This window comes from Dolichospermum sp. UHCC 0406, assembly GCF_009712025.1.
Taxonomy (GTDB): Bacteria; Cyanobacteriota; Cyanobacteriia; order Cyanobacteriales; family Nostocaceae; genus Dolichospermum; species Dolichospermum lemmermannii.
On sequence record NZ_VILA01000009.1, the window covers coordinates 28,362 to 49,309 of the forward strand.

The 20,948-nt window shown below is 39.4% G+C and carries 23 protein-coding genes and 1 tRNA gene; 8 read left to right on the forward strand and 16 right to left on the reverse strand.

What is annotated here, in order from left to right:
* Positions 1-210 precede the first annotated feature (210 nt).
* The 5 genes from FJR09_RS08550 to FJR09_RS08570 all read left to right on the forward strand — a co-directional run bounded on the left by FJR09_RS08550 (position 211) and on the right by FJR09_RS08570 (position 5,345).
* Positions 211-1,746 carry a hypothetical protein gene (locus FJR09_RS08550; RefSeq protein WP_168652850.1) on the forward strand — a complete coding sequence of 512 codons (1,536 nt, stop codon included), beginning with the start codon at positions 211-213 and terminating at the stop codon, positions 1,744-1,746.
* A 20-nt stretch (positions 1,747-1,766) separates the two neighbouring features.
* On the forward strand, positions 1,767-1,982 hold the full coding sequence (locus FJR09_RS08555; RefSeq protein WP_148279058.1) for a hypothetical protein: 216 nt from the start codon (positions 1,767-1,769) through the stop codon (positions 1,980-1,982).
* A gap of 46 nt (positions 1,983-2,028) precedes the next feature.
* Positions 2,029-2,595, forward strand: a complete 567-nt coding sequence (locus FJR09_RS08560) for a transposase (RefSeq protein WP_015080823.1) — start codon at positions 2,029-2,031, stop codon at positions 2,593-2,595.
* 103 nt (positions 2,596-2,698) lie between these two features.
* Entirely contained in the window at positions 2,699-3,451 is a 753-nt protein-coding gene (locus FJR09_RS08565; protein WP_015080824.1) for an MBL fold metallo-hydrolase, read from the forward strand.
* A gap of 580 nt (positions 3,452-4,031) precedes the next feature.
* On the forward strand, positions 4,032-5,345 hold the full coding sequence (locus FJR09_RS08570; protein ID WP_015080825.1) for an ABC transporter substrate-binding protein: 1,314 nt from the start codon (positions 4,032-4,034) through the stop codon (positions 5,343-5,345).
* 88 nt (positions 5,346-5,433) lie between these two features.
* On the opposite strand, the gene FJR09_RS08575 is transcribed toward FJR09_RS08570, so the two are convergent.
* The 8 genes from FJR09_RS08575 to FJR09_RS08610 all read right to left on the reverse strand — a co-directional run bounded on the left by FJR09_RS08575 (position 5,434) and on the right by FJR09_RS08610 (position 11,544).
* Complete coding sequence (locus tag FJR09_RS08575) at positions 5,434-5,901, reverse strand: hypothetical protein (RefSeq protein ID WP_174783273.1); 468 nt, start codon at positions 5,899-5,901, stop codon at positions 5,434-5,436.
* A gap of 181 nt (positions 5,902-6,082) precedes the next feature.
* Positions 6,083-6,982: a hypothetical protein gene (locus tag FJR09_RS08580; protein ID WP_254433066.1), complete on the reverse strand. Its 900-nt coding sequence runs from the start codon at positions 6,980-6,982 to the stop codon at positions 6,083-6,085.
* Positions 6,983-7,297: 315 nt separating this feature from the next.
* The gene (locus tag FJR09_RS08585) at positions 7,298-7,822 is read right to left on the reverse strand and encodes a YqeG family HAD IIIA-type phosphatase (protein ID WP_015080826.1); all 525 of its coding nucleotides are present in this window, start codon (positions 7,820-7,822) and stop codon (positions 7,298-7,300) included.
* Between the two features lie 197 nt (positions 7,823-8,019).
* Positions 8,020-8,592, reverse strand: coding sequence for a DUF3727 domain-containing protein (locus tag FJR09_RS08590; protein WP_015080827.1), 573 nt, complete (start codon positions 8,590-8,592; stop codon positions 8,020-8,022).
* 180 nt (positions 8,593-8,772) lie between these two features.
* Positions 8,773-9,249 (reverse strand): Holliday junction resolvase RuvX, encoded by a 477-nt coding sequence (gene ruvX / locus FJR09_RS08595; protein WP_015080828.1) that lies wholly within the window; start codon positions 9,247-9,249, stop codon positions 8,773-8,775.
* Between the two features lies 1 nt (position 9,250).
* Positions 9,251-10,495 carry a GNAT family N-acetyltransferase gene (locus FJR09_RS08600; protein ID WP_015080829.1) on the reverse strand — a complete coding sequence of 415 codons (1,245 nt, stop codon included), beginning with the start codon at positions 10,493-10,495 and terminating at the stop codon, positions 9,251-9,253.
* A 225-nt stretch (positions 10,496-10,720) separates the two neighbouring features.
* Positions 10,721-10,933: a hypothetical protein gene (locus tag FJR09_RS08605; RefSeq protein WP_041458081.1), complete on the reverse strand. Its 213-nt coding sequence runs from the start codon at positions 10,931-10,933 to the stop codon at positions 10,721-10,723.
* Between the two features lie 173 nt (positions 10,934-11,106).
* Positions 11,107-11,544, reverse strand: a complete 438-nt coding sequence (locus tag FJR09_RS08610; protein ID WP_015080831.1) for a DUF29 domain-containing protein — start codon at positions 11,542-11,544, stop codon at positions 11,107-11,109.
* A 271-nt stretch (positions 11,545-11,815) separates the two neighbouring features.
* Here FJR09_RS08610 and FJR09_RS08615 point away from each other — a divergent pair, with 271 nt between their 5' ends.
* Positions 11,816-13,564 (forward strand): M61 family metallopeptidase, encoded by a 1,749-nt coding sequence (locus FJR09_RS08615; protein ID WP_168652854.1) that lies wholly within the window; start codon positions 11,816-11,818, stop codon positions 13,562-13,564.
* A 275-nt stretch (positions 13,565-13,839) separates the two neighbouring features.
* Here FJR09_RS08615 and FJR09_RS08620 read toward each other — a convergent pair whose 3' ends face one another.
* The 8 genes from FJR09_RS08620 to argF form a co-directional block, all read right to left on the reverse strand.
* The gene (locus FJR09_RS08620) at positions 13,840-14,580 is read right to left on the reverse strand and encodes a 2-phosphosulfolactate phosphatase family protein (protein ID WP_015080833.1); all 741 of its coding nucleotides are present in this window, start codon (positions 14,578-14,580) and stop codon (positions 13,840-13,842) included.
* 163 nt (positions 14,581-14,743) lie between these two features.
* On the reverse strand, positions 14,744-15,124 hold the full coding sequence (locus tag FJR09_RS08625) for a DUF423 domain-containing protein (RefSeq protein ID WP_168652855.1): 381 nt from the start codon (positions 15,122-15,124) through the stop codon (positions 14,744-14,746).
* A gap of 8 nt (positions 15,125-15,132) precedes the next feature.
* Entirely contained in the window at positions 15,133-15,615 is a 483-nt protein-coding gene (locus FJR09_RS08630; protein WP_015080835.1) for a hypothetical protein, read from the reverse strand.
* Positions 15,616-15,725: 110 nt separating this feature from the next.
* Entirely contained in the window at positions 15,726-17,207 is a 1,482-nt protein-coding gene (locus FJR09_RS08635) for a DNA phosphorothioation system restriction enzyme (RefSeq protein ID WP_015080836.1), read from the reverse strand.
* 27 nt (positions 17,208-17,234) lie between these two features.
* Positions 17,235-17,357: a hypothetical protein gene (locus FJR09_RS25815; protein WP_256370247.1), complete on the reverse strand. Its 123-nt coding sequence runs from the start codon at positions 17,355-17,357 to the stop codon at positions 17,235-17,237.
* Positions 17,326-17,469: a hypothetical protein gene (locus FJR09_RS24630; RefSeq protein WP_217361115.1), complete on the reverse strand. Its 144-nt coding sequence runs from the start codon at positions 17,467-17,469 to the stop codon at positions 17,326-17,328. Before FJR09_RS24630 ends, FJR09_RS25815 begins: the two co-directional genes overlap by 32 nt.
* Before the next feature lie 169 nt (positions 17,470-17,638).
* On the reverse strand, positions 17,639-18,244 hold the full coding sequence (gene lexA, locus FJR09_RS08650; protein WP_015080837.1) for a transcriptional repressor LexA: 606 nt from the start codon (positions 18,242-18,244) through the stop codon (positions 17,639-17,641).
* A gap of 190 nt (positions 18,245-18,434) precedes the next feature.
* Entirely contained in the window at positions 18,435-19,355 is a 921-nt protein-coding gene (gene argF, locus FJR09_RS08655) for an ornithine carbamoyltransferase (protein ID WP_168653179.1), read from the reverse strand.
* Positions 19,356-19,584: 229 nt separating this feature from the next.
* Between argF and FJR09_RS08660 the strand changes: the two genes are divergently transcribed.
* Positions 19,585-19,656, forward strand: a tRNA-Thr gene (locus tag FJR09_RS08660).
* Between the two features lie 140 nt (positions 19,657-19,796).
* A complete protein-coding gene (locus tag FJR09_RS08665; RefSeq protein WP_174783275.1) occupies positions 19,797-20,852 on the forward strand; it encodes an integrase in 1,056 nt (351 codons plus the stop codon).
* The last annotated feature ends 96 nt before the right edge of the window (positions 20,853-20,948 follow it).

Below are 20,948 nucleotides of genomic sequence, written 5' to 3' on the forward strand. Positions count from 1 at the left end.
TTTCTGCTGGCACGCATAAATATACGGATACTAAAAAAATAAAATTCACTAACTCTTGAAAATTAAAGTATACAAGCTGCTATACTGGCTCGCATAGAATGAAAGGTAACAAGACCACTAATCTTTACATGATAAGGCATCTATGTTTGAGCTATCCTTAGACTCTCAACAATCAGGGTTCATATCTACCCCCCCTACAACAATCTAGGTTTGAGCGATTATCAAGATCCTGTATTCGCTGTTAATCCTGCCAATTCTTCTGAGTTACCTGTTCCGTTTATTGATACAGTTTTTCAGGCAATTAATGAAACTAAATATATCCTGAGTGGACTCAGCAGTAATTCTCAAAGAGATTACATTATGGGGACTGCTTTTGGTCTTTATAACCAGGAGTCAGCTAATCAAATATTGACAGCTTGGGCGCGAAATAATTTTACTAATACACCGCATATAGAATTAGTATTTGGTCAAAACTTCAATGGAGCGTATGCAAAGGACAATAATACTATTTATCTATCTGGGGAATTTTTAGGGGCTAATAAGGATAATATTGAGGCTGTTACAGGGGTTTTAGTAGAGGAGGTTGGGCATTATTTAGATAGTCAAATTAATGTACAGGATGCTGCTGGGGATGAAGGGGATATTTTCTCGCGGTTGGTAAGGGGGCAAAGTATTAGTGAGGGAGAATTGGTATCATTGCATGGTGAGGATGATACAGCAACTTTTACTTTAAATGGACAAAATATTGCTGTTGAGATGTCTAAGGTTGCGATGGAAGTATTTAACAACCGCATCTATCAGTCAGTCAGAGGTACTGACAATGGAATTTATAATCGTTCCTCTGCTGATGGTACTAACTGGACTGCTTGGCAAAACTTCGGTGGTGCTACTCTCGGTGGACCTGATTTAGAAGTGTTTAATGGCAGACTATATCAAACAGTTAGAGGTACTGACAACCAAATCTATAATCGTTCTTCTGATAATGGGAGCAATTGGACTGCTTGGCAAAACTTTGGTGGTGCTACTCTCAGTGGACCTGATTTAGAAGTGTTTAATGGCAGACTATATCAAACAGTTAGAGGTACTGACAACCAAATCTATAATCGTTCTTCTGATAATGGGAGCAATTGGACAAGTTGGCAAAACTTTGGTGGTGCTACTCTAGCTGATCCGGAGTTAAAAGTCTTTAATGGGAAATTATTTCAAGCTGTACAAGGAACAGATGATCGAATTTATACTCGTGATTCATTTAATGGAACAAATTGGAATGGATGGCAAGAAAGAGGAGGTTTAACTCCTGCGGATGCACCCTCTGGTTTAATGGCCACTTCTAGCTATTTAACACAGCTTAGTAATGAAACTCTAATTGGTAAATATAGTAGAAATGTTGATAATGCTTATGGTTATCAATGTTGGGATTTAGTTGCTGATGCAACAGCAATTTCTGGATCAAGTCCTTATTGGAATGCAGGTACTTGGAAACGAAGAGTTAGTGTGATAGGTAATGGCAATGTTGCGGTAGGTACGGCGATCGCCACTTTTGCTGGTACAAATAATAGTTATTATGGTACATATAACCATACCGGAATTTTTGCTGGATACAGACTTAATAGCGCAGGTGCAATAGATGGTTTTTGGATGTGGGAACAAAATGCTCCATTGGGTTCTGCTATTGGCAAAGGATTTTATTCAATTAGCGGTTCTGGTGTTTCTGATGCCGATAATTATTATTTAGTTAGTGTTTAAAGCGTTGTAGGGGTTTAGCAGTGCTAAACCCCTACGTTTGTGGGAAAACGTTAAGACTGGTGTATCGCTTTTCTGTATTTGTAGAAAATGCGATAGCAAAGCTCACCGCTTGTTTATTTTCAATGATACATTGCGATCGCTCATCTACCGTCAATGATTGTAGGGGTTTAGCAATGCTAAACCCCTACCCGTATCGCCACCAACCGATTAATCCCACATTCCCTACCCATGAATGATATATAATCATATAAAAATTCATCAAAACCATCCCTCATCACCAAAGTGTCCTATAATCCAGAAATTCACCATCGCCGTTCTATTAGATTAAAAGACCACGATTACACCCAAGAAGGTGCATATTTCATTACCATTTGCACTAAAGACAAACAATGTATATTTGGTGATATCAAACAAGGGGAAATGAAATTAAACTTGCTAGGAACAATTGCTGATGAATGCTGGCAAGAAATTCCTCAACATTTCCCACATATCAACTTAGACGTATTTGTGATTATGCCAAATCACATTCATGGCATATTATGGATAGTTAAAACAATTCCCAAAGAAGACAAAACCAGAAATTATGGTAAAATGATTCCCGGATCAATTCCCACCGTCATCAGGTCTTATAAAAGTATTGTTACTAAGAAAATTAATATTATTTGCCATCAAAAAGGAATATCTTCTGTATGGCAAAGAAACTTTTATGAACATATTAACCGTAATGAAACATCTTTGGAAGGAATTAGAAAATACATTATTAATAATCCTCTAAATTGGGATAATGATGATGAAAATATAGGGCAAAATATTCAAGAACAACGATTATTATTAGATATACCTTTTTAGATAAAACCTTCGCTTTTACTGCACATATTGTAGTAGGGGTTTAGCAATGCTAAACCCCTACGTTTTCGCTATAATTGGATTATAGATAGCGTTTTCTGTAATTATGAATTTTACTTGGTTAGATAGTAATAGTTGGTTGATTGAAATTGGTGAACAGCGGATACTAATTGACCCCTGGTTAATTGGTGATTTAACCTTTAATAATTTAGATTGGTTATTTAAAGGTTCTCGGACTCAAGATCGGTCAATACCAGATAATATAAACTTAATTTTGCTTTCTCAAGGATTAGAAGATCACGCACACCCACCCACCTTAAAACAGCTTAACAAAAATATCCCCGTTGTCGCTTCCCCCAATGCGGCTAAAGTTGTCAAACAACTGGGTTATCAACAAATCATCAGTCTCAATCATGGTGAAACCTTCACCTTAAATCATCAAATAGAAATCAAAGCTGTTCCCGGTTCTCCCATTGGACCAACCTTATTAGAAAACGGCTATCTACTCAAAGATTTAGCAAATAATTCCACATTGTATTATGAACCTCATGGTTATCATTCCCCCCAACTTGAAGAAATAGCAGCCATTGACGTAGTAATTACACCAATCATTGATTTGAGTTTACCCCTACTCGGTCCGATTATCAAAGGCATGAATAGCGCCCTAGAAGTAGCAAAATCGGTAAAACCTCGATTTATGCTCCCTACCGCCGCCGGAGGGGATATTTTGTTTGCAGGACTACTGGTAAAATTCCTGCAAGCTAAGGGAACTGTAGAAGAATTTCGCACATTACTGGAAAAAAACAATTTAACAACCCAGGTAATTGCTCCTCAACCTGGTGAAAAAGTTATGGTTTGATTGACACTCTCCGCGTCTTTAGACGCGGAGATTCTACAGAGAGTTTCAGTCTATATCCCTCAGTTATCCCAGTTTCAGGCAGGGTTCCTTAAATATTTGGGTTCTTGCCCTGATTTCGTTTGCCCTGGCGGGCGAAATCATATCTGACAAGCGTAACCTTCCGAGAGTCTCTCGGTAGCTTTTTATGTCTTTAGTGACAATTTAATTCTATCACGAATATGGATTAAAAGAATGCAGAATTTAGAATTTAGAATTACGTTTTGCAACGGGGATTTTACCCCGACGCAAAACCCGCTGCTTGTAGAAGCAGGGGACTTTAACCCCCAAAGGTAGATGAAAATTTGAAATTATTTCAAATTTTCAAATTAACGTCAATGCAGGATAAAGGAAAGCCTCTAGCCTTCATCCCTTGTCTAAAGCCCAAATGTGGCTGACTCAGTCAGCCACATTTTCAAGGGTTTTCGGCGTTCTTCCTTATAATTTAAAACCAATAATAGTGTGAGGATGTTATAATCTGCGATTTAAAGGCTTAATGTAAATATATCTACATCAAGTTTTCTAAATATCTGTGTGATTAACTATGGCAAAAATTCGTATTTCCCTAGCCTTGAGTCTAGCTACCCTAGCCAGTGGTTTCTTGTTAGCCGCTTGTGAAAATCCTAATCCTTCATCATCTACCGGAAATAGTACCACCTCCCCAACAGCTACCACTACAACCAGTGATACTAAAGGACTGAAAATCGGGAGTTTATTACCAACAACTGGTGACTTGGCTTCTATTGGACAACAAATGGTTGGTTCAGTTCCCTTACTGGTAGACACAGTTAACGCTTGTGGGGGTGTGAATGGTGAAAAAGTCAGTTTAGTACAAGTAGACGACCAAACAGACCCTAAAGCCGGTGCTGCGGGAATGACCAAATTAGCAACTTTAGATAAAGTCGGTGGTGTAGTCGGTTCTTTTGCCAGTAGCGTTTCCACTGCGGCGGTTTCTGTGGCTGTACCCAATAAAGTCATGCTGATTTCTCCTGGTAGCACCAGTCCTGTATTTACCGACAAAGCTAAAAAAGGCGACTTTAAGGGCTTTTGGGCGCGGACTGCTCCCCCAGATACCTACCAAGCATTGGCTTTAGCCCAACTTGCTCGGAAAAAAGGTTTTAAACGAGTTTCCACAGTAGTTATTAACAATGACTATGGTGTAGGTTTTGAAAAAGCATTTGTGGAAACTTTTGAAAAATTAGGGGGAACAGTAATTAATAAAGATAAACCTATTCGCTATGATCCCAAAGCTCAAACTTTTGATACAGAAGCAACTGCGGCTTTTGCTGGCAAACCAGATGCAGTTTTAGGGGTGTTATATGCGGAAACTGGGAGTTTATTCCTCAAAGCGGCTTATCAGCAAGGTGTCACCAAAGGCGTACAAATTTTACTCACAGACGGCGTAAAATCCCCTGCTTTCCCTGATCAAGTAGGCAAAGCTAGTGATGGTAAGTATATTTTATCCGGGGCAATTGGGACAGTTCCTGGTTCTAGTGGTCCAGGTTTAGAAAACTTTAATAAACTTTGGAAGGAGAAAAAAGGCGGTTCTCCTGGAGAATATGCACCTCAATCTTGGGACGCTGCGGCTTTGTTGGTATTAGCCGCTCAAGCTGCGAAGGAAAATACCGGGGTTGCTATTGCTGGTAAAATTCGGGAAGTCTCTGCTGGTAAGGGTACACCAGTTAGTGATGTCTGTGAAGGATTGAAGCTACTTAAAGCAGGAAAACAGATTAATTATCAAGGCGCAAGCGGTGATGTAGATGTTGACGCTAATGGCGATGTCATTGGTACTTATGATGTCTGGACTGTGGGCGATGATGGTAAAATCAAGGTGATTGATAAAGTTAGTCCTAAGTAAGTAATTGAGATCCTCGAGATACACAAATAACGTAGTTTAACCTTGGTCAAACAGCGTTAATTGCTGATAATTCGCTCTCTGATTGACCTTACTCGTAAGGAGAGCTTTTAGGTTCTAGAGTCTGGGGCTTATCCTTGCCCGTTTTCGCTTCAGCTTCCATTACTATGGAGTCCCGAAACTTCTGCGTCCGTTCTAGCAAGATTACTTTTACATCGGAATGTTTCATGTATCGAGTGATTTCAACATCACTCATTCTTGCTAGAACGTTATCAGCAGCATTAGTATCTGAGTGCATTACGACCCCATCATGTCCGGTAAACTTGTCACCATTTCTACTACCCGTTAAGGTAGCAAATCTGGAGTCAAGTTGTGACGTATATGCACAATTCACACTAACAACCGTGCAACCTACACGGGTTGAAACTTGTTTGAGAGCATCCGCAACCATCCCCTTGCACCATGAAGAAACATTTCTCTTCATGCGCTTTCTCATGGGCTTTTTGCTTTTTATTGCTTCCGTCAAATCTTCAAAAGCTACCTTAATTGCATTTAACATCAAGTCATGGGTAGCTGTAAAAACGATTGTTTTAATCCTACCTTTAAAGGATGTTTCCCGATTATTCCACTTGATTTTACCAAGGTTATTCCGTTTAATTTACCTTTGGGGGTTAAAGTCCCCTGCTTCTACAAGCAGCGGGTTTTGCGTCGGGGTAAAATCCCCGTTGCAAAACGTAATTCTAAATTCTAAATTCTAAATTCTGCATTCTTTTAATTCTATCAGCTTTGGCACTGTTTCCTTTAGCGATAGATTTATGAAAAACTGACCTGATTTTGCTGCGTTTAACTTGTTTCGCTGTTCTATAATCAGTTTCTTCTGTTTGGATTTTACCAAAATTATTGCCTAAAAATCTAGCACCATCGTTAGATGATGTAGCATAAACTTCTGTATAACCTCGGTCACATCCAATTATTTTACCTTGAGTCTTTTTTTCAGCTTTTTGGATGTCAGTCGTGTAATGTATTTCCCATCTGCAATTACGCTTGATTAGCCTTAATTGACATTTTACTTCTGTCGGTAAAGTCGTTGGTAGCTTGAGGGTTTTACATGGAGTTAGTCCACCAAAACGCAACCACACTAAGCCTTTGCTATCTAATTTAGTATCAAAAGCCCTAAGAATAATTTGGTTACAAACTTTTGTGTTACCTCGATCCCAAAACTTTCTCATCAATGTGCAAAGTTTGGGGTGTTCCAACCATTCACGACTTTCTAATGTAAGTTGTAAAACCCCTTTTTTAGATGGGAATGATTGGAACGATTGACCCAAAGATTTCATCACCTTTTCGACACAAGCAGCCTGAACCAAGTGGATATCATCAATTACATCGTAGAGGGTTGAATCCCATAACTTAGCAGGTAATTGATACTTGTCTTTCGATGTGCGTAGCTGTTTGTCAATCTCAAATTTAGACACACCCCAGGCTTTCAACGACCCGAACTCATTCCACAAGTCAGAGCGTAGTTGTCCCAAACGCAAAGCAATTAAATCAAGTTCGTTAGATTTCCAAGTATTTAGTTTTTCAGTCCCTAAAATAGCGATTCTCGTAACGGTTAACTGATTCTTGACAATACGTTTCATATTCTAGACTTACTACATTAGACATCTCCTAAAAAGATCGTAGAGACGTTCCATGGAACGTCTCTACAAGGGTTTCAAGTCACGTACATTTAATTCTCGGAGATGTCTATTGTTTATAAACTTGTTCTGGGGTTAAGTATTTCATCTTCCGGTTAAATACGATTAACCCCAGTATACTACGTTATTTTGAGATTAGAATGATAGACTTTTGAGATTAATAGAAGTCGGGGATTTTTGATCAAGCGACAATATCTTTTTCTGGCTTCAGAAATATCCTCAGACGTGCCGAGATTTTTTAATTTTCGCTGACAATTTTTAATTTTTAATTGTAATAGATGCGCCTAATATCTCAGATATCCAAACTTCAATATTGCGGATAGGATGGGAACGGAGGGCTGTAAAATCGGGATGGATGATTGGTTCGACTAAAATTGTAAACATTCCCAAGCGATTACCGGCTAAAACATCAGTAAACAAGCGATCGCCTACCATACCTACTTGATGTGCAGGTAAATTCATTTCTTGCAACGCCGCCCGAATTTTCCGCCGGGAGGGTTTGGCCGCACCCAAGTAATAAGGTAAATTTAGAGAACGGGCAATACCACCAATTCGCGCTTCACTTAAATTATTACTAACTAACCATAGTGCTGTACAAATCCGAATTTCTGCCACCCATGCTTGCAATTCTGGGAAAGTAGAACTCGTTGTCATGGGTACTAAAGTTTCATCCACATCTAATACTAGCCCTTTCAGCCCATATTGTTGGATGACACCTGGTGTCAGCGTTAATACTGAACCTGATAAAATCAAGTTAGGCTCTAATAGATGGTTGCGAGTCATAATTTTTTGTGAAGGCTAGGAGGTAGGGGCGCAGGGACTAAGCCCATTCAGGAGTCAGGAGTCAGAAAGAAAAATTTGAAGTTTAGATTTATTAAGCAAACTCTAACTAAATTTAGATTTTTGAATAAGGCAAAAGGTAAAAGGCAACAGTAATTAATTAAATTACCAATCACCAATTACCAATTACCAATTACCAATTAATCAAGCTCATTAAACAGATGTTCTTCTAAGAGGGGTTGAAATTTACGAAACTCTTCGGGGGAAAGTAATTCTGGTTCACCCGTTTTAGTCATTCTCGCAAAAAAGAGCAGGGGATCAAGGGGAGTATAAATTGCATACTCCTGTTCATCATGATAAAAAGTGGCAATTTCCATTAATTGCTCTGGTTCTAAACCGTTTTCTTCATCTTCAAGTTCTAAAGTAAAGAATTTTGATTCATCTTCAGGAGGCAACTCACCTGCTACAGTTAAGGCATAAGCAGTATTCTTGAGAATCAAGTTTTGCTCAGAAAGAACCGCTTGAGCAGTGCCGAAAATTTCGTCAATGATCTCATCATCTTCCACCAAGACGGCTTCTTCTTCGTCGCCATCAACTTGCCAAGCAAAAATTTCTATTGGTGCATCTATAGGCAGAAGGAGAACATATTTTTCCCCCTCTACATCGAGCGTATGCTCAATGTAACATTCTAGTGTCCGTTTTAGCTCATCTGTTAAAATCAGAGAACTTTCGGAATCGTGATCATTGTCTTCAGGAAGTGGAGATGAATACATAGCTGAATTATGTAACTGTAACAATACTCTTATATATGGAAATCATTGAACCGCTAAATGACAGCCGATGTCAACCATAAATTGAGAGATCCAACTGACGCTCTCAGGTCTAAAGACACTGAAATCATTAAGATCAAATAAATGATCTGTAATAGTTTTTAGAATACCATTTAAAAGGGATCACTCATCGGTAAATGCTACCGATCTCTGTACCGAACTCCGTCTAGCATCTAGCCATTGTTGTAAAATCAATGCAGCAGCCTTACGATCAATTAAACCCTTATTCCTTGATGGGGAACGATTCTCAGCTATTATCAGTTGTTCCGCTTGATAAGAAGTTAATCGTTCATCCATATATTCTAAAGGAAGTTTCAGCGCATCCGCCAATCTAGCCGCAAATTTTTGGACATGACGGGCTTGAAACCCGATAGTACCATCCATTGAATAAGGTAAACCAACAACGAGAATTTGTACCTGTCGCTCATTGACTATTTGCTGAATTTTCTCCACATCTTCAACAAAAGATTTGCGCTCAATTGTGGTTATACCCGTAGCAATTAACCCAGTCCCATCACATCCAGCTAAACCGATGCGTTTACTACCAACATCCACACCCAAAGCCGAAATAAATGATTTTGATTGCTGTTGAGAGATCACGCTATTGTTGCTCCTGGGATTCATCTGCGGCTGAATCTGATGGACAGGGTATATCCATGTTAGGATTTTGATAAGTAGAAGCCACAATTTCTGACTGCATTGGTATAGCCCTTTCTGGATGCACCTGCTGAGTTTGCGGCATCCATGACATCCCCCCAGGGATAGGTTTCCGGGTTGGTTGTAGTCCTTGTAACATTTCCTGCCACTGAATCCCCTCTAAGGAGACAAATTTCGATTCTCGCAGTTTATGCCAAACTGAGCGAGACATGATCAGGGTATGTTCTTTGCGTTTAGCCCCAATCCGCTCTAAATATTCTTCTCTTTCTGGTTGATAGTCTGAAGAAGCTAATTGTAATCCTTGTTGAGGAAAATCTTGAGCAATGCGGGCTAATTGAGACAATAATTCAGGATACAACCAAGTATAAGCCGGATGAACTGTAAGAGTTGCTACATGAGGATTTTCACCTGTGCGATCAAGTTGCACCTGAAAATAACCAATGGCTGCTTTCCGCTGGGGTTCAAAGACATAACCACTCACAACTTCAGTTTTTGTCATCCACTGCTTGAGAGCATCAATAATAGCCCCAAACAAAGTCGTTTTAAAGTCGTGGGTGTGTCGATCAAATACTTGCCTTACCAAAGGTGGCATTGATGCTGTATCCAGTTGATATAGCAACGGAGCATCAGCATTACTCACCGGTAAGAGGTTGGGTAAATCTGGTTCAGTTTGAATTAATTCCGCTAATAACTGGGGACTAATTTCCCAGTATGTCATTTCTGCTAACCGTTGAAATCCATTGTGGCGATACAGTGCTAAGGCATCAACGTCATTGATATTAACTTCTAGTATCCATGTTCGCGCTTCTAAAATTGATTCAAAGCAATGGCGCAGTAGTTGTGAACCTACTCCCATTCTGTCGCCAGTGCCTGCTAACATTACCCGATTAATTCGCCAAGTGCTGCGGGTTCGGTTAAATGGTGATACTTGAATCATTCCCAGTAGTATCCGTCCCTGTTCGGCAACATAGCCCCAGAAGCGATACTGTAATGGGTTGGGAAACCAACTTAAGAATTTGAGTAACCCATACCAGCGTCGTAGCCATTGCATTTGCCGCATGGCCGCACCAGCTTCTTGGGGAGAAAGATGGGACAATGATTCTTGAGTTAAGCAATCAATTCCGTCCAAATCCCTATGTTGGACTGGTCGGATAACAACGCTGAGGTTTCGAGGGAGTAGTGAAGTCATGTTGATTCAAGCCGCCATTTAACCTTTAAAAAATAGGATTGGTGATGTGATGCTGCAATCATTTTAACGGCTTTTTTTCTCTTAGGTCTTGCTCCCAAAGAGTGATTTTTTTAAGTGACCACGTAAAAAAAATATAAAAAGCAGAAACCGTGATTATACCTTTGGGGTGAAAACCACAATACCTGCTTCTATTCTAGGATAATTCTACTCAAAATACTTTTAAATCTATAGACCTTGGCGAGAAGCGAATTTTTCAAAGTCGGCTTGGGTTTGATGAAGTAATTGTTGACGACTATCTTGAATTGTTTGTTTGCAGTTGGGAACCAAGTTGGGAACCAGATTTCGAGCTTGTAGTGCCATGTGCATTTGTAGATGAGCAACGTATTCACTTATATCTTGGTTGTCTACAGTTGCGCCCGTTAGTACATTTGATTCCATTGCCACTGGGTTCTCCTTGATAAATTTGGTGTAATTGCTTTACTAGACTAGATCAGAAGTTATCATTTTTTTTACTTAACTGCCTAATTTCGCAATGAAGTGTAATGATTGGGAAGGAGGGAACAGCCAAAAATCAAGATAAATAACCTGATTTTTTCCCAAATAGAAATTTTCTAATCCTCCCAAAGTGTATAAGTTTCGTTAAAAACCTCATCCCAACTTAAAGCAATAATATCTGGTTTTTTACCCATTTCATCTCTAGCATCCTGTTTTGCAGCCAGAAAACACTTGTTCCAAATTGATTCCAAAAAATCTCGATTGAGACTTGGCATTTCTTCTTGACTGGCAGTAATTTCTGCCCTAGCTGAACGAATAGAAATTACCCAACTAGCGCTACGTTTTTCCGGTTGACATTTCCACTTAATTATATGCAGTATCAATCGAGTTAGGCGATTAATTACTGCTCTTTTTTCTGATCTTCCCATAGACTCGGCTAAACTCTCTAAAATATCATCAACTTCTTTCATTTTCCCCTCCTCTAGCAGTTGTTTTGCTTTTACTACAGCTAAATATGGTGATTGAAAAACCAGTTCGTCATAAGGTACTGTCATAATTAATAACTCCTTGGCTTGTTTTTTCCCAAATCTTGCATAAAAGATGGTACTGTTTTAACAACTTATACAAAAAATATCCTTTTGTGATTAGATACAATCAGCAAAGACCTCCACTCTAAGAGTATTGTAGGTTTACAAATCAGTCAATAATCTTGGTTTACATGAAATCACCATAAACACATCATATTATTAATTTTATATGCCTATACTTGACGATTAACGATAGACTGTTGATTATGGATAAGTAAATCAAAACTCAACACACAAAATGATTTTAGAACTCTCTCCACAAATTCATTACTTGGTGGGAATGTCTCAACCAGAAACCCATTTATTTGAGGTGACTTTACACATTGTTAACTATCCGTCAGCAGTTCTCGATTTAAAAATGCCAGTGTGGACTCCTGGTTCATATTTGGTGCGGGAATATGGCAGACATTTACAGGATTTTGCGGCTTTTGCGAATAATCAACCCTTATCTTGGCATAAAGTTAGTAAAAATCATTGGCAAGTAGAAAAAGGCAATACTTCAGAAGTAACTATTCATTACCGTGTATTTGCTAATGAATTAACAGTAAGAACAAATCATTTAGATGCTACTCACGGTTACTTTAATGGGGCAGCTTTGTTTTTTAGAATCCCTGGTTGGGAAAATTTTCCCATGCAGATAAGGGTAATTCCTGCTAACCCTCAATGGCAAGTAACTACTAGTTTACCAACATTTGCAGAAACAGTAAATACTTTTTTAGCGGCAGATTTTGATACTTTAGTTGATAGTCCTTTTGAAGTTGGTTGTCATCAATTATATAATTTTGAAGTTTTGGGTAAACCCCATAAATTAGCAGTTTGGGGAAAAGGAAATTTTCAACCAGAACAAATGATTGCTGATTGCCAAAAAATTATTGAGGTAGAATCACAAATGTTTGGTGGTTTACCTTATGACAGATATGTATTTTTTCTGCATTTGCTTCAGCAGGGTTTTGGTGGTTTAGAACATAAAAATTCTTGTTCTTTAATTTATCAAAAGTTTGGATTTCGGACGGTGGATAAATATGAGCCATTTTTGCAATTGGTAGCCCATGAATTCTTTCATTTATGGAATGTTAAAAGAATTCGTCCTTTGGGTTTGGAAGTGTTTGATTATGATCAGGAAAATTATACACCATCTTTGTGGTTTTGCGAGGGAACAACCAGTTATTATGATTTAATCATTCCTTTACGGGCAGGTATTTATAAAACCAAGGCATATTTAAACTATTTGAGTAAGGAAATTACCAGATATTTGATGACTCCAGGACGAAAAGTTCAACCTTTGTCGGAGTCAAGTTTTGATGCTTGGATTAAACTTTATCGTCCAGATGCTAATAGTGGTAATTCTCAAATTTCCTATTATATCAAAGGGGAAATGGTGTCACTTTTATTAGATTTATTAATTCGCGTTCATCACGGGAATCAGCTTTCTTTAGATGATGTAATGCGGCAAATGTGGGAGAAGTTTGGAAAGGACGAAGTTGGTTATACTCCCGAACAATTAGAGGGTGTGATTGAGTCTGTAGCGGGTATGGATTTAGGAGATTTCTTTAAACGCTATCTTCATGGTTTGGAAGATTTACCTTTTAATCAATATTTACAACCTTTTGGTTTGCAATTAGTTGAGGAAAAGAATGAAGAACCTTATTTGGGTGTGAGGATAAATACTGAAAATGGACGGGAGATAATTAAGTTTGTGGAAGCGGGTTCACCGGCACAATTTGCGGGAATTGATGCTGGGGATGAATTGTTAGCGATTGATAGGATTAGGGTGGGAAATCAATTAAATGAACGCTTGAAGGATTACCAGGAAAATGATTCTATCCAAGTTACTGTTTTTCATCAAGATGAATTGCGGACTTATTCTGTTACTCTAGCTGCATCAATTCCTAGTAGATATCAACTTAAAGTTGTGGAAAATCCTTCTTTCACAGAAATGGAGAATTTTGCCGGGTGGTTAGGTGTACCTTTGTCGAGTATTCAGTAATATTAATTGTCTGAATCAGGATGTCTGGTTACTGAGCGAAGTCGAAGTACAGGATTTCAGGATTAACAGGATGAAATATTCCAGATTATTATGTTTGATCTAACAGAGAAGAGAGAGGTGAAGAAATTTTCTTTCTTCTTTCTTCTTTCTTTCTTTCTTTCTTTCTTCTTTCTCCTTTCTCCTGACTCCTGACTCCTGACTCCTGACTCCTGACTCCTGACTCCTGACTCCTGACTCCTGACTCCTGACTCCTGACTCCTGACTCCTGACTCCTATTAGTTATTTTGACTTTTTAATACTCCTAGTTCTGTTTGAATCGGTAAAATATCTAAAGTATCAGTTTGGGAACAATATTTCAGGTCTTCTAAACATTCTAAGCGTAATAATCGTTGACCATGACTAGCTTTGTGTAATAATCCTAATAGGTCATTTTGCCATTGGGAATAAAGAGCGATCGCACTAACCACTTCATCATTGCCACTGATGTCTTCTAGGGGACAATTAGTTTGTTGCCAAATACTATGAGCGATCGCCCCCGCACATACTGTATCCTCTAAAGAATAACTTCCTTCCCAGCCAGAACCAACAATCCAGACTGTTTCCGGTTGCTTTTCTAACAGAAATTTAACTACTGCTGCCCGATTAATCAAAGCTGCTGCGAGAACAATGGGGGCGTTTTGTATCCGCTGTAAAGCCCTTGTCCCATTGGTGGTACTAATAAATAACCTTTTTCCAGCAACTAATTCGGCTGTGCAATCTAAGGGTGAGTTACCCAACTCAAAACCAGCTACTTTAGCACCACCCCTTTCTCCAGCCCTAAGTCGCTTGTCTGAAGGCCATTGTTCACTCACTGTCATCAGTTGATCTAAATCGCTAAAAACCTGTACAGCTTCACCTCCAGCGGCTAATACTGTGGCCATTGTACTAGTTGCTCGCAGAACATCAACAGCGATCGCACATTCTGGAACTGTATCATTTGGGGTCAATTCGGGAGTGTGATATATAAATATCTTCACGTGCTGGCTACACCTATTTCATAAGACTGTGGTAATATTCTACCTACTTGATGTCACCAACTGATGATACTATTTTTCAATAGATAAGAGAGAAAAGGTAACAGGCAAGGGAAAACGAAGATTTTGAGTGATAATTTAGACTCCATTTCCCATTTGCTACTGATTAAAACTTGATGGTTGCACCAGCCACAGCTAAAGCAGCCCAACCCAGCATTAATGCCAATCCTCCCAATGGGGCAACTGCGCCTAAAGACTTAATACCAGTTAAACTGAGAGCATATAAGCTACCGGAAAAAATCACCACACCAATAATAAATAACCAACCACTGACTAAAAGCGTCGTCGGTGGATTTTCTAAACGACTCATGAGCATGGCAACCAACAAAAGTGCCAGAGCGTGGTACATTTGATAACGAGCGCCAGTGTCAAATATTTCTAAAGAGCGCTCGCTAATTTTTTCCCGCAAAGCATGAGCGCCAAAAGCACCACCAGCAACAGACAAACCGCCAAAAATGGCGGCTATAGTTAAAAAAAATTGTGTCATCTGACCTATTAAACATCAAAATGATATGATACAGCCCCTTCTTCGGTTACTTGAAAATTCGCATTGAATTCTTTAGCTTTCTTATCTAAATATTGTTTAGCTTCCGCTGCTGGTAATTGAGACTGCATAGCAAAACTTAACAAAGTTACTCGTCCTTGATTTTCTAGTAACATTTGATAAAACTGCGCTTGTAATTGTTCACTGTTTTGCTGCTTTAAGGCTTTTTTCTCTTGTTGACTTTGTTTATACAATCCTAATGCTAACCAACTCCCCAATATCGCGCTAGGCACACCAAAAATTATCCCTCCCACAATCGTATCTTTACTCTCTTGAGCCGCATTGGGAGGTGAAAATACCTGTTCCCCCTCCACTGGATATACCGTTACTCCTGACTGCGCCGATTTATCTATGGCTTCTGAGACTGATATCGCCAAAAACATGAATCCGAGTGTGAGTAACCAACCAGCAGCCAGTTTTTCAGCCGTCTTCATAGTTCTACTTCAGATTTAGACATTGCTTGTAATTTTAACCTCACTTACCTCAAGCTTCCACTAAATATTGCGAATTGTTGAGGTTTTTTTTGGGGAGTTTTTTAACTTTGTTAAATATCCAATAACCCATATCTTTTTTGCAATGCTAATAACTTCATTCTTGCTTCCCCAGCATTATCAGCTAAATCAGCAAATTCCACAAACCGCCGTAATTCCTTCTTTAATAAATTCCGTTCTACTTCAATAGTTTCCCTATCCAAATCTGGCGGTAAAACAATCATATCAAAAATCGTGGCTCGTTCTTTACCAGGGTGAGGACGTAAAACCCGTCCCCGACGTTGGATAAATTGCCGGGGATTTCCCGAACTTGATAAAATTACTGCGGTTTGAATAGCGGGAATATCCACACCTTCATCTAAACACCGAATTGCGACTAAACCCTGTAATTCTCCACTTTCAAATTGACGACGTAAAATTTCTCTTTCTTCCAAAGAAGTATTTGCTGTGTAGGTACTGACTTTATAACCTAATTCTCCTCCCAAAATTTGAGCAACAGCTTTGAGTTGACGCAGAGAATAACGTTGTCCAATTTCTTGAGAACCATCACTACAATAAAACAATGTATGGGTAGTTCCTCGACGAGTTGCCATTAACTCTTGCAAGGCTGTTAATTTATTTTCTGCAGTGCCAACTAACCGCGCCCTTTGCATTAATAATGATTTGATATCTTCGTTGTTTTCAAAATCTCCCATTTCCCCCATATCTCGATCTCGATAAAGGAGAGAACGACCAATTTTTTTGGTTAATTTTAAATAAGCGATACTCTCAGTTTCTGTCAATTCTACCAATACCGGATTATAGATATAATGAACTAATGCACCTTGAGAAATCGCATCCTGTAAACTAAATTCAGGTTGGAGAATATGACCAAAATAATCTAATAAAGATTCTGTACCATCATCATCAAAATATCTTTCTGGTGTGGCTGATAAAGCTAGACGTAAACCCACATTTCGGGGTAAACTTTCCTCTAGTTTCGGTGCGCCTAAATTATGAGCTTCATCACCAATAATCAACGTTTTCGGCGGAAAATATTTAAGTTGTGTCTGAAAACCATCACCAATTAAAGTCGAGTTAGTGGTAATTATCGTCACGAAATCTTGAGAACCAGAACACAGATTATAGATTTGTGTAGAAAGTTGACTTTGCCAACTGCGTAAATTATCAAAGGCTAAAATCGGCTGTAAGTTAAATTTCTCACATTCTCTACCCCACTGGGTAACAAGATGACGATAGGGACACACCACCAACAAGACTTGTAAACCAATTTGCTGGTACAATTCACAAGCGATCGCTAATGCAGTAATAGTTTTACCACTACCAGTAGCCATTTTTAATGTCCCCCGACCATGATTAGCAAACCAGCTAGTCACAGCTTGACGTTGATATCCCCGCAATTGCAGAGATAAAGGCATTTTCGGAAATCCCGGTAATGGTTGCTTAACTTGATAGCTGCCCTTTTTCTCCCCCGCATAAGGTAACTTGAGTTTAAAAGTAGGCAATTTCGGTACTGCATTTCGCGTTAGGTACATAAATTGGTAATTGGTAAGAATCAGTAGTTACTTGTTTTTTATTTGCAACTGACAACTGACAACTGACAACTGTACGGGCGAAGCATTTGGAGAACTATTTTTGGCAATGATCGATAATTTATCTTCCAAATGCTTCGCCCCTACCGACAACTGACAACTGTACGGGCGAAGGATTTGGAGAACTATTTTTGGCAATGACCGATAATTTATCTTCCAAATGCTTCGCCCCTACCGACAACCGAAAACTGTACGGGCGAAGCATTTGGAGAACTATTTTTGGCAATGATCGATAATTTATCTTCCAAATGCTTCGCCCCTACCGACAACTGACAACTGTACGGGCGAAGGATTTGGAGAACTATTTTTGGCAATGACCGATAATTTATCTTCCAAATGCTTCGCCCCTACTGACAACTGACAACCGACAACCTTTAGTTATAATTACGCCAAATACCCACCAAAGAACCTTGCACTTCTACTTGCATAGCCGATACTTCTATGGGATTGTAATTAGGATTTGCAGGTTTGAGAGTAACAAGATCATCATGGCGGTAAAAACGTTTTAAAGTTGTACCGTGTCCTTCCACTCTCGCAGCCACGATAGTCCCATTTTTTAATTGGTTAGGTTCAGCAACAGGACGCAAAAATACCACATCACCATCTGCAATCAAATCTTCAATCATACTATCCCCAGCGACCCTTAAAGCATAGCTTTGAGGTGGTAATGATAAATTAGCCAAATCCAAATGTTCGACGGCATCTGTGAACGGTTCAATCAAACCACCTGCGGCAATAGTTCCTAAAATTGGTACACCTTGTTTAACAGGATGAAGTATCCGCAAAGTTCTCGCCCTACCTAAATTCCAGCCAATGTAACCCTTATTGCGTAAATGTTCCAACCGACTTTGAATGGGTGCTGGAGATTTCAAATTCATCCCTTCCATCATTTGGCGAATCGAGGGAGAATGTTGATTCAACCTGATATATTCAACCAACCATTCGTATAGTTCTTTTTGAGGATCTGTGAGACGTTCCATAATTTTATCGGGAAGTAAATAATAAATGTCCCTAGAACATTGGTACTACAAAAATCTTCCCTTAACAAGCTTTTATTAAATATTTATGGTAATTGGTAACTAATAGGGAACAGGGAACAGGGAACAGATAAAAATTTAACCAATTACCCATTACCAATTACCCATTACCAATTACCAATTACCAATATTGTTATTTTGCCCCAAGAATACTTGCAAGTAAAGCTTTTTGAGCGTGGAGACGATTTTCTGCCTGGTCCCAAACCCGTGATTGTGAACCTTCAATTACTTCTTCAGTAATTTCTTCACCACGGTGGGCTGGTAAGCAGTGTAAAACAATTGCTTCTGGATCTGCAAGACTTAATAATTGTTCAGAAATTTGATAAGGTTGAAAAACAGGGAACCGGTTATTTGCCTGTGTTTCTTGTCCCATACTTGCCCAAACATCAGTGTAAAGTACAGATGCACCTTTAGCTGCTGCTTCGGGATCATGGGTTAAAAGAACTTCAGTTTTTTTATTGGCTATTTCTCGAGATTTTTCCACAATTTCTGCATCTGGGGAGTATCCTGACGGAAAAGCTATTCTGATATTCATTCCCACCAAAGCACAACCCAACATCAGGGAATTAGCGACATTATTACCATCACCGACATAGGTTAAAGTTAAACCTGCCAAAGTTCCAAACTTTTCTTGAATGGTGAGTAAATCAGCCAATATTTGACAAGGGTGTTCTAAATCTGTGAGGGCATTAATTACAGGAATTTTCGCATACTTCGCAAAAGTTTCCAACTCCTGTTGAGCAAAGGTGCGAATGGCTAAAACATCCAAATAACGATCTAACACCCTAGCGGTATCCTGGATAGGTTCTCCACGACTCACCTGAGTGACATTGGGGTGAAGATCAATTACCTGTCCCCCTAGTTGGTACATTGCCACTGTGAAGCTGACTCTAGTGCGGGTTGAAGCTTTGGAAAACAATAAGCCCAACACTTTATTACAATGTAACTTGAGTTTTCCCGACTTTAGTTGAGTAGCCAATTCCAGAAGTTCTTGCAGTTCCCCAGAACTCAGATCCGCTAGACTTAATAAATCTCTGCCTATTAATGCTGCCATGCTTGATTATCTATAAAGAACAAATGTTTCCGCGCCTTTGTATAACCGTGTCACCAGGAATACTCCAATTGCACTGTACCAAATATTTTTGCATCAATCTACAACCTAGCGGCTAGTTTTGCCAATTTTTGGCAATCAGAAAAATATTTTGCTTACCCTCTAGACAAATCATGTCCCCATGTTATAATATGAAATCGGTGAGGCAATCAAAAACCTTCTTACCAAAATCGCCAGCATAGCACAGTGGTAGTGCATCCGACTTGTAATCGGAAGGTCGTAGGTTCAAATCCAACTGCTGGCCCTTATCGAAACCCTTGAGAAATCAGGGGTTTTGTCGTTTCTACCCATGAATTCTATTTTATGGAATCTATATTTAGATATGCTGGAATATGCTGGAATATATAGGAACGTAAATTTAAATTAGTTCAAAATTAGTTCAAAATGGATAGCAAATGGACTATCGAGGAAGTCAACGCAAGGCTAAAAGCGGGTAAGATAGGGGTTGCAGTTTGCCAACGTGGCGACAAACTTTCCCTCCGCGCCACATTCCCGCCCAAATCAGGAACAGGCAAGCCTCACCAACAATATTTAGCTTTAGGCTGTTATGCCAACCCTGCTGGTTTGCAATTTGCAGAAGCAGAAGCCAAAAAAGTAGGGGGGCTACTGGCACAAGGAAGATTTGAATGGTCAGAATATCTTGATCAGGGGTTACAATCGGCACCGATCAGCAGTGCCAAAAATTGGATACAAAAATTTGAGGTAGATTATTACAGTCGTAGGGGTAAAAGCCCCACTACGGAAACCACATGGAAATCAGACTACCTACCAGCTTGGCGACTACTAGGAGATGAACTTACGCCAGAGGCAATGTTAGCAGCCGTGGCTCAAGTACCGGCTAATACCAGAAAGAGAAAACTGGTGTGCGAAAAGTTAATAGCACTGGCAAAATTTGCAGGACAGCCCATAGACCTTAAACCCTACATCGGTAGTTATGGGATAGGGGAGACAACACCCCGCTATATCCCCAGTAGGAAAGAAATAGAAGCCAATAGAGAACTTTTAAAAAATCATTGGCAATGGGCTTATGGCATTTTGGCAACCTACGGGCTAAGACCGCACGAAGTATTTTTCTGTGAAATCTCCCCAGAACATCCATACCTGCTAAAAGTCCTACGGGGGAAAACTGGTTACAGGGAGGTTTACCCCTACCATCTGGATTGGGCAAAGAACTGGGAACTGTGGCGACAGCAAGAATTACCATGCACCGCACCCACGCTCAAAGAATATGGACAGCGAGTAACTAAAGCATTTTCTCGCGCAAACATCCCTTTCACTGCTTACTGTTTGCGCCACGCCTACTGCATTAGATTATCCACAGAATACAAAATCCCGGTGGCGATAGCGAAGCGCTGCTGCAAGCAGTTCGCTGCTAGTTGGGCGGGTCACGAACCGGGAGTGTATCTAAAAACCAGGGGAAACGCATCTAATTTTTTTTGACAAAATGTAACTTCTATGAATAGATAAAAAGGGCAGTATTACCATGTTAATATCAAGCCAATAAATGAGTATGAAGAAAATTTGATGGTAAATTCG

Coding starts and splice junctions, on each gene's coding strand:
- FJR09_RS08630 (WP_015080835.1), bottom strand. CDS start 15,615: ATGAAGACGGCTGAAAAACTGGCTGCTGGTTGGTTACTCACACTCGGA.
- FJR09_RS08590 (WP_015080827.1), bottom strand. CDS start 8,592: ATGTATTCATCTCCACTTCCTGAAGACAATGATCACGATTCCGAAAGT.
- FJR09_RS08575 (WP_174783273.1), bottom strand. CDS start 5,901: ATGTTAAATGCAATTAAGGTAGCTTTTGAAGATTTGACGGAAGCAATA.
- FJR09_RS08615 (WP_168652854.1), top strand. CDS start 11,816: ATGATTTTAGAACTCTCTCCACAAATTCATTACTTGGTGGGAATGTCT.
- FJR09_RS08610 (WP_015080831.1), bottom strand. CDS start 11,544: ATGACAGTACCTTATGACGAACTGGTTTTTCAATCACCATATTTAGCT.
- FJR09_RS08565 (WP_015080824.1), top strand. CDS start 2,699: ATGAATTTTACTTGGTTAGATAGTAATAGTTGGTTGATTGAAATTGGT.
- FJR09_RS08585 (WP_015080826.1), bottom strand. CDS start 7,822: ATGACTCGCAACCATCTATTAGAGCCTAACTTGATTTTATCAGGTTCA.
- FJR09_RS08605 (WP_041458081.1), bottom strand. CDS start 10,933: ATGGAATCAAATGTACTAACGGGCGCAACTGTAGACAACCAAGATATA.
- FJR09_RS08665 (WP_174783275.1), top strand. CDS start 19,797: ATGGATAGCAAATGGACTATCGAGGAAGTCAACGCAAGGCTAAAAGCG.
- FJR09_RS08580 (WP_254433066.1), bottom strand. CDS start 6,982: ATGAAACGTATTGTCAAGAATCAGTTAACCGTTACGAGAATCGCTATT.
- FJR09_RS08570 (WP_015080825.1), top strand. CDS start 4,032: ATGGCAAAAATTCGTATTTCCCTAGCCTTGAGTCTAGCTACCCTAGCC.
- FJR09_RS08625 (WP_168652855.1), bottom strand. CDS start 15,124: ATGACACAATTTTTTTTAACTATAGCCGCCATTTTTGGCGGTTTGTCT.
- FJR09_RS08600 (WP_015080829.1), bottom strand. CDS start 10,495: ATGACTTCACTACTCCCTCGAAACCTCAGCGTTGTTATCCGACCAGTC.
- lexA (WP_015080837.1), bottom strand. CDS start 18,244: ATGGAACGTCTCACAGATCCTCAAAAAGAACTATACGAATGGTTGGTT.
- argF (WP_168653179.1), bottom strand. CDS start 19,355: ATGGCAGCATTAATAGGCAGAGATTTATTAAGTCTAGCGGATCTGAGT.
- FJR09_RS08635 (WP_015080836.1), bottom strand. CDS start 17,207: ATGTACCTAACGCGAAATGCAGTACCGAAATTGCCTACTTTTAAACTC.
- FJR09_RS24630 (WP_217361115.1), bottom strand. CDS start 17,469: ATGCTTCGCCCGTACAGTTTTCGGTTGTCGGTAGGGGCGAAGCATTTG.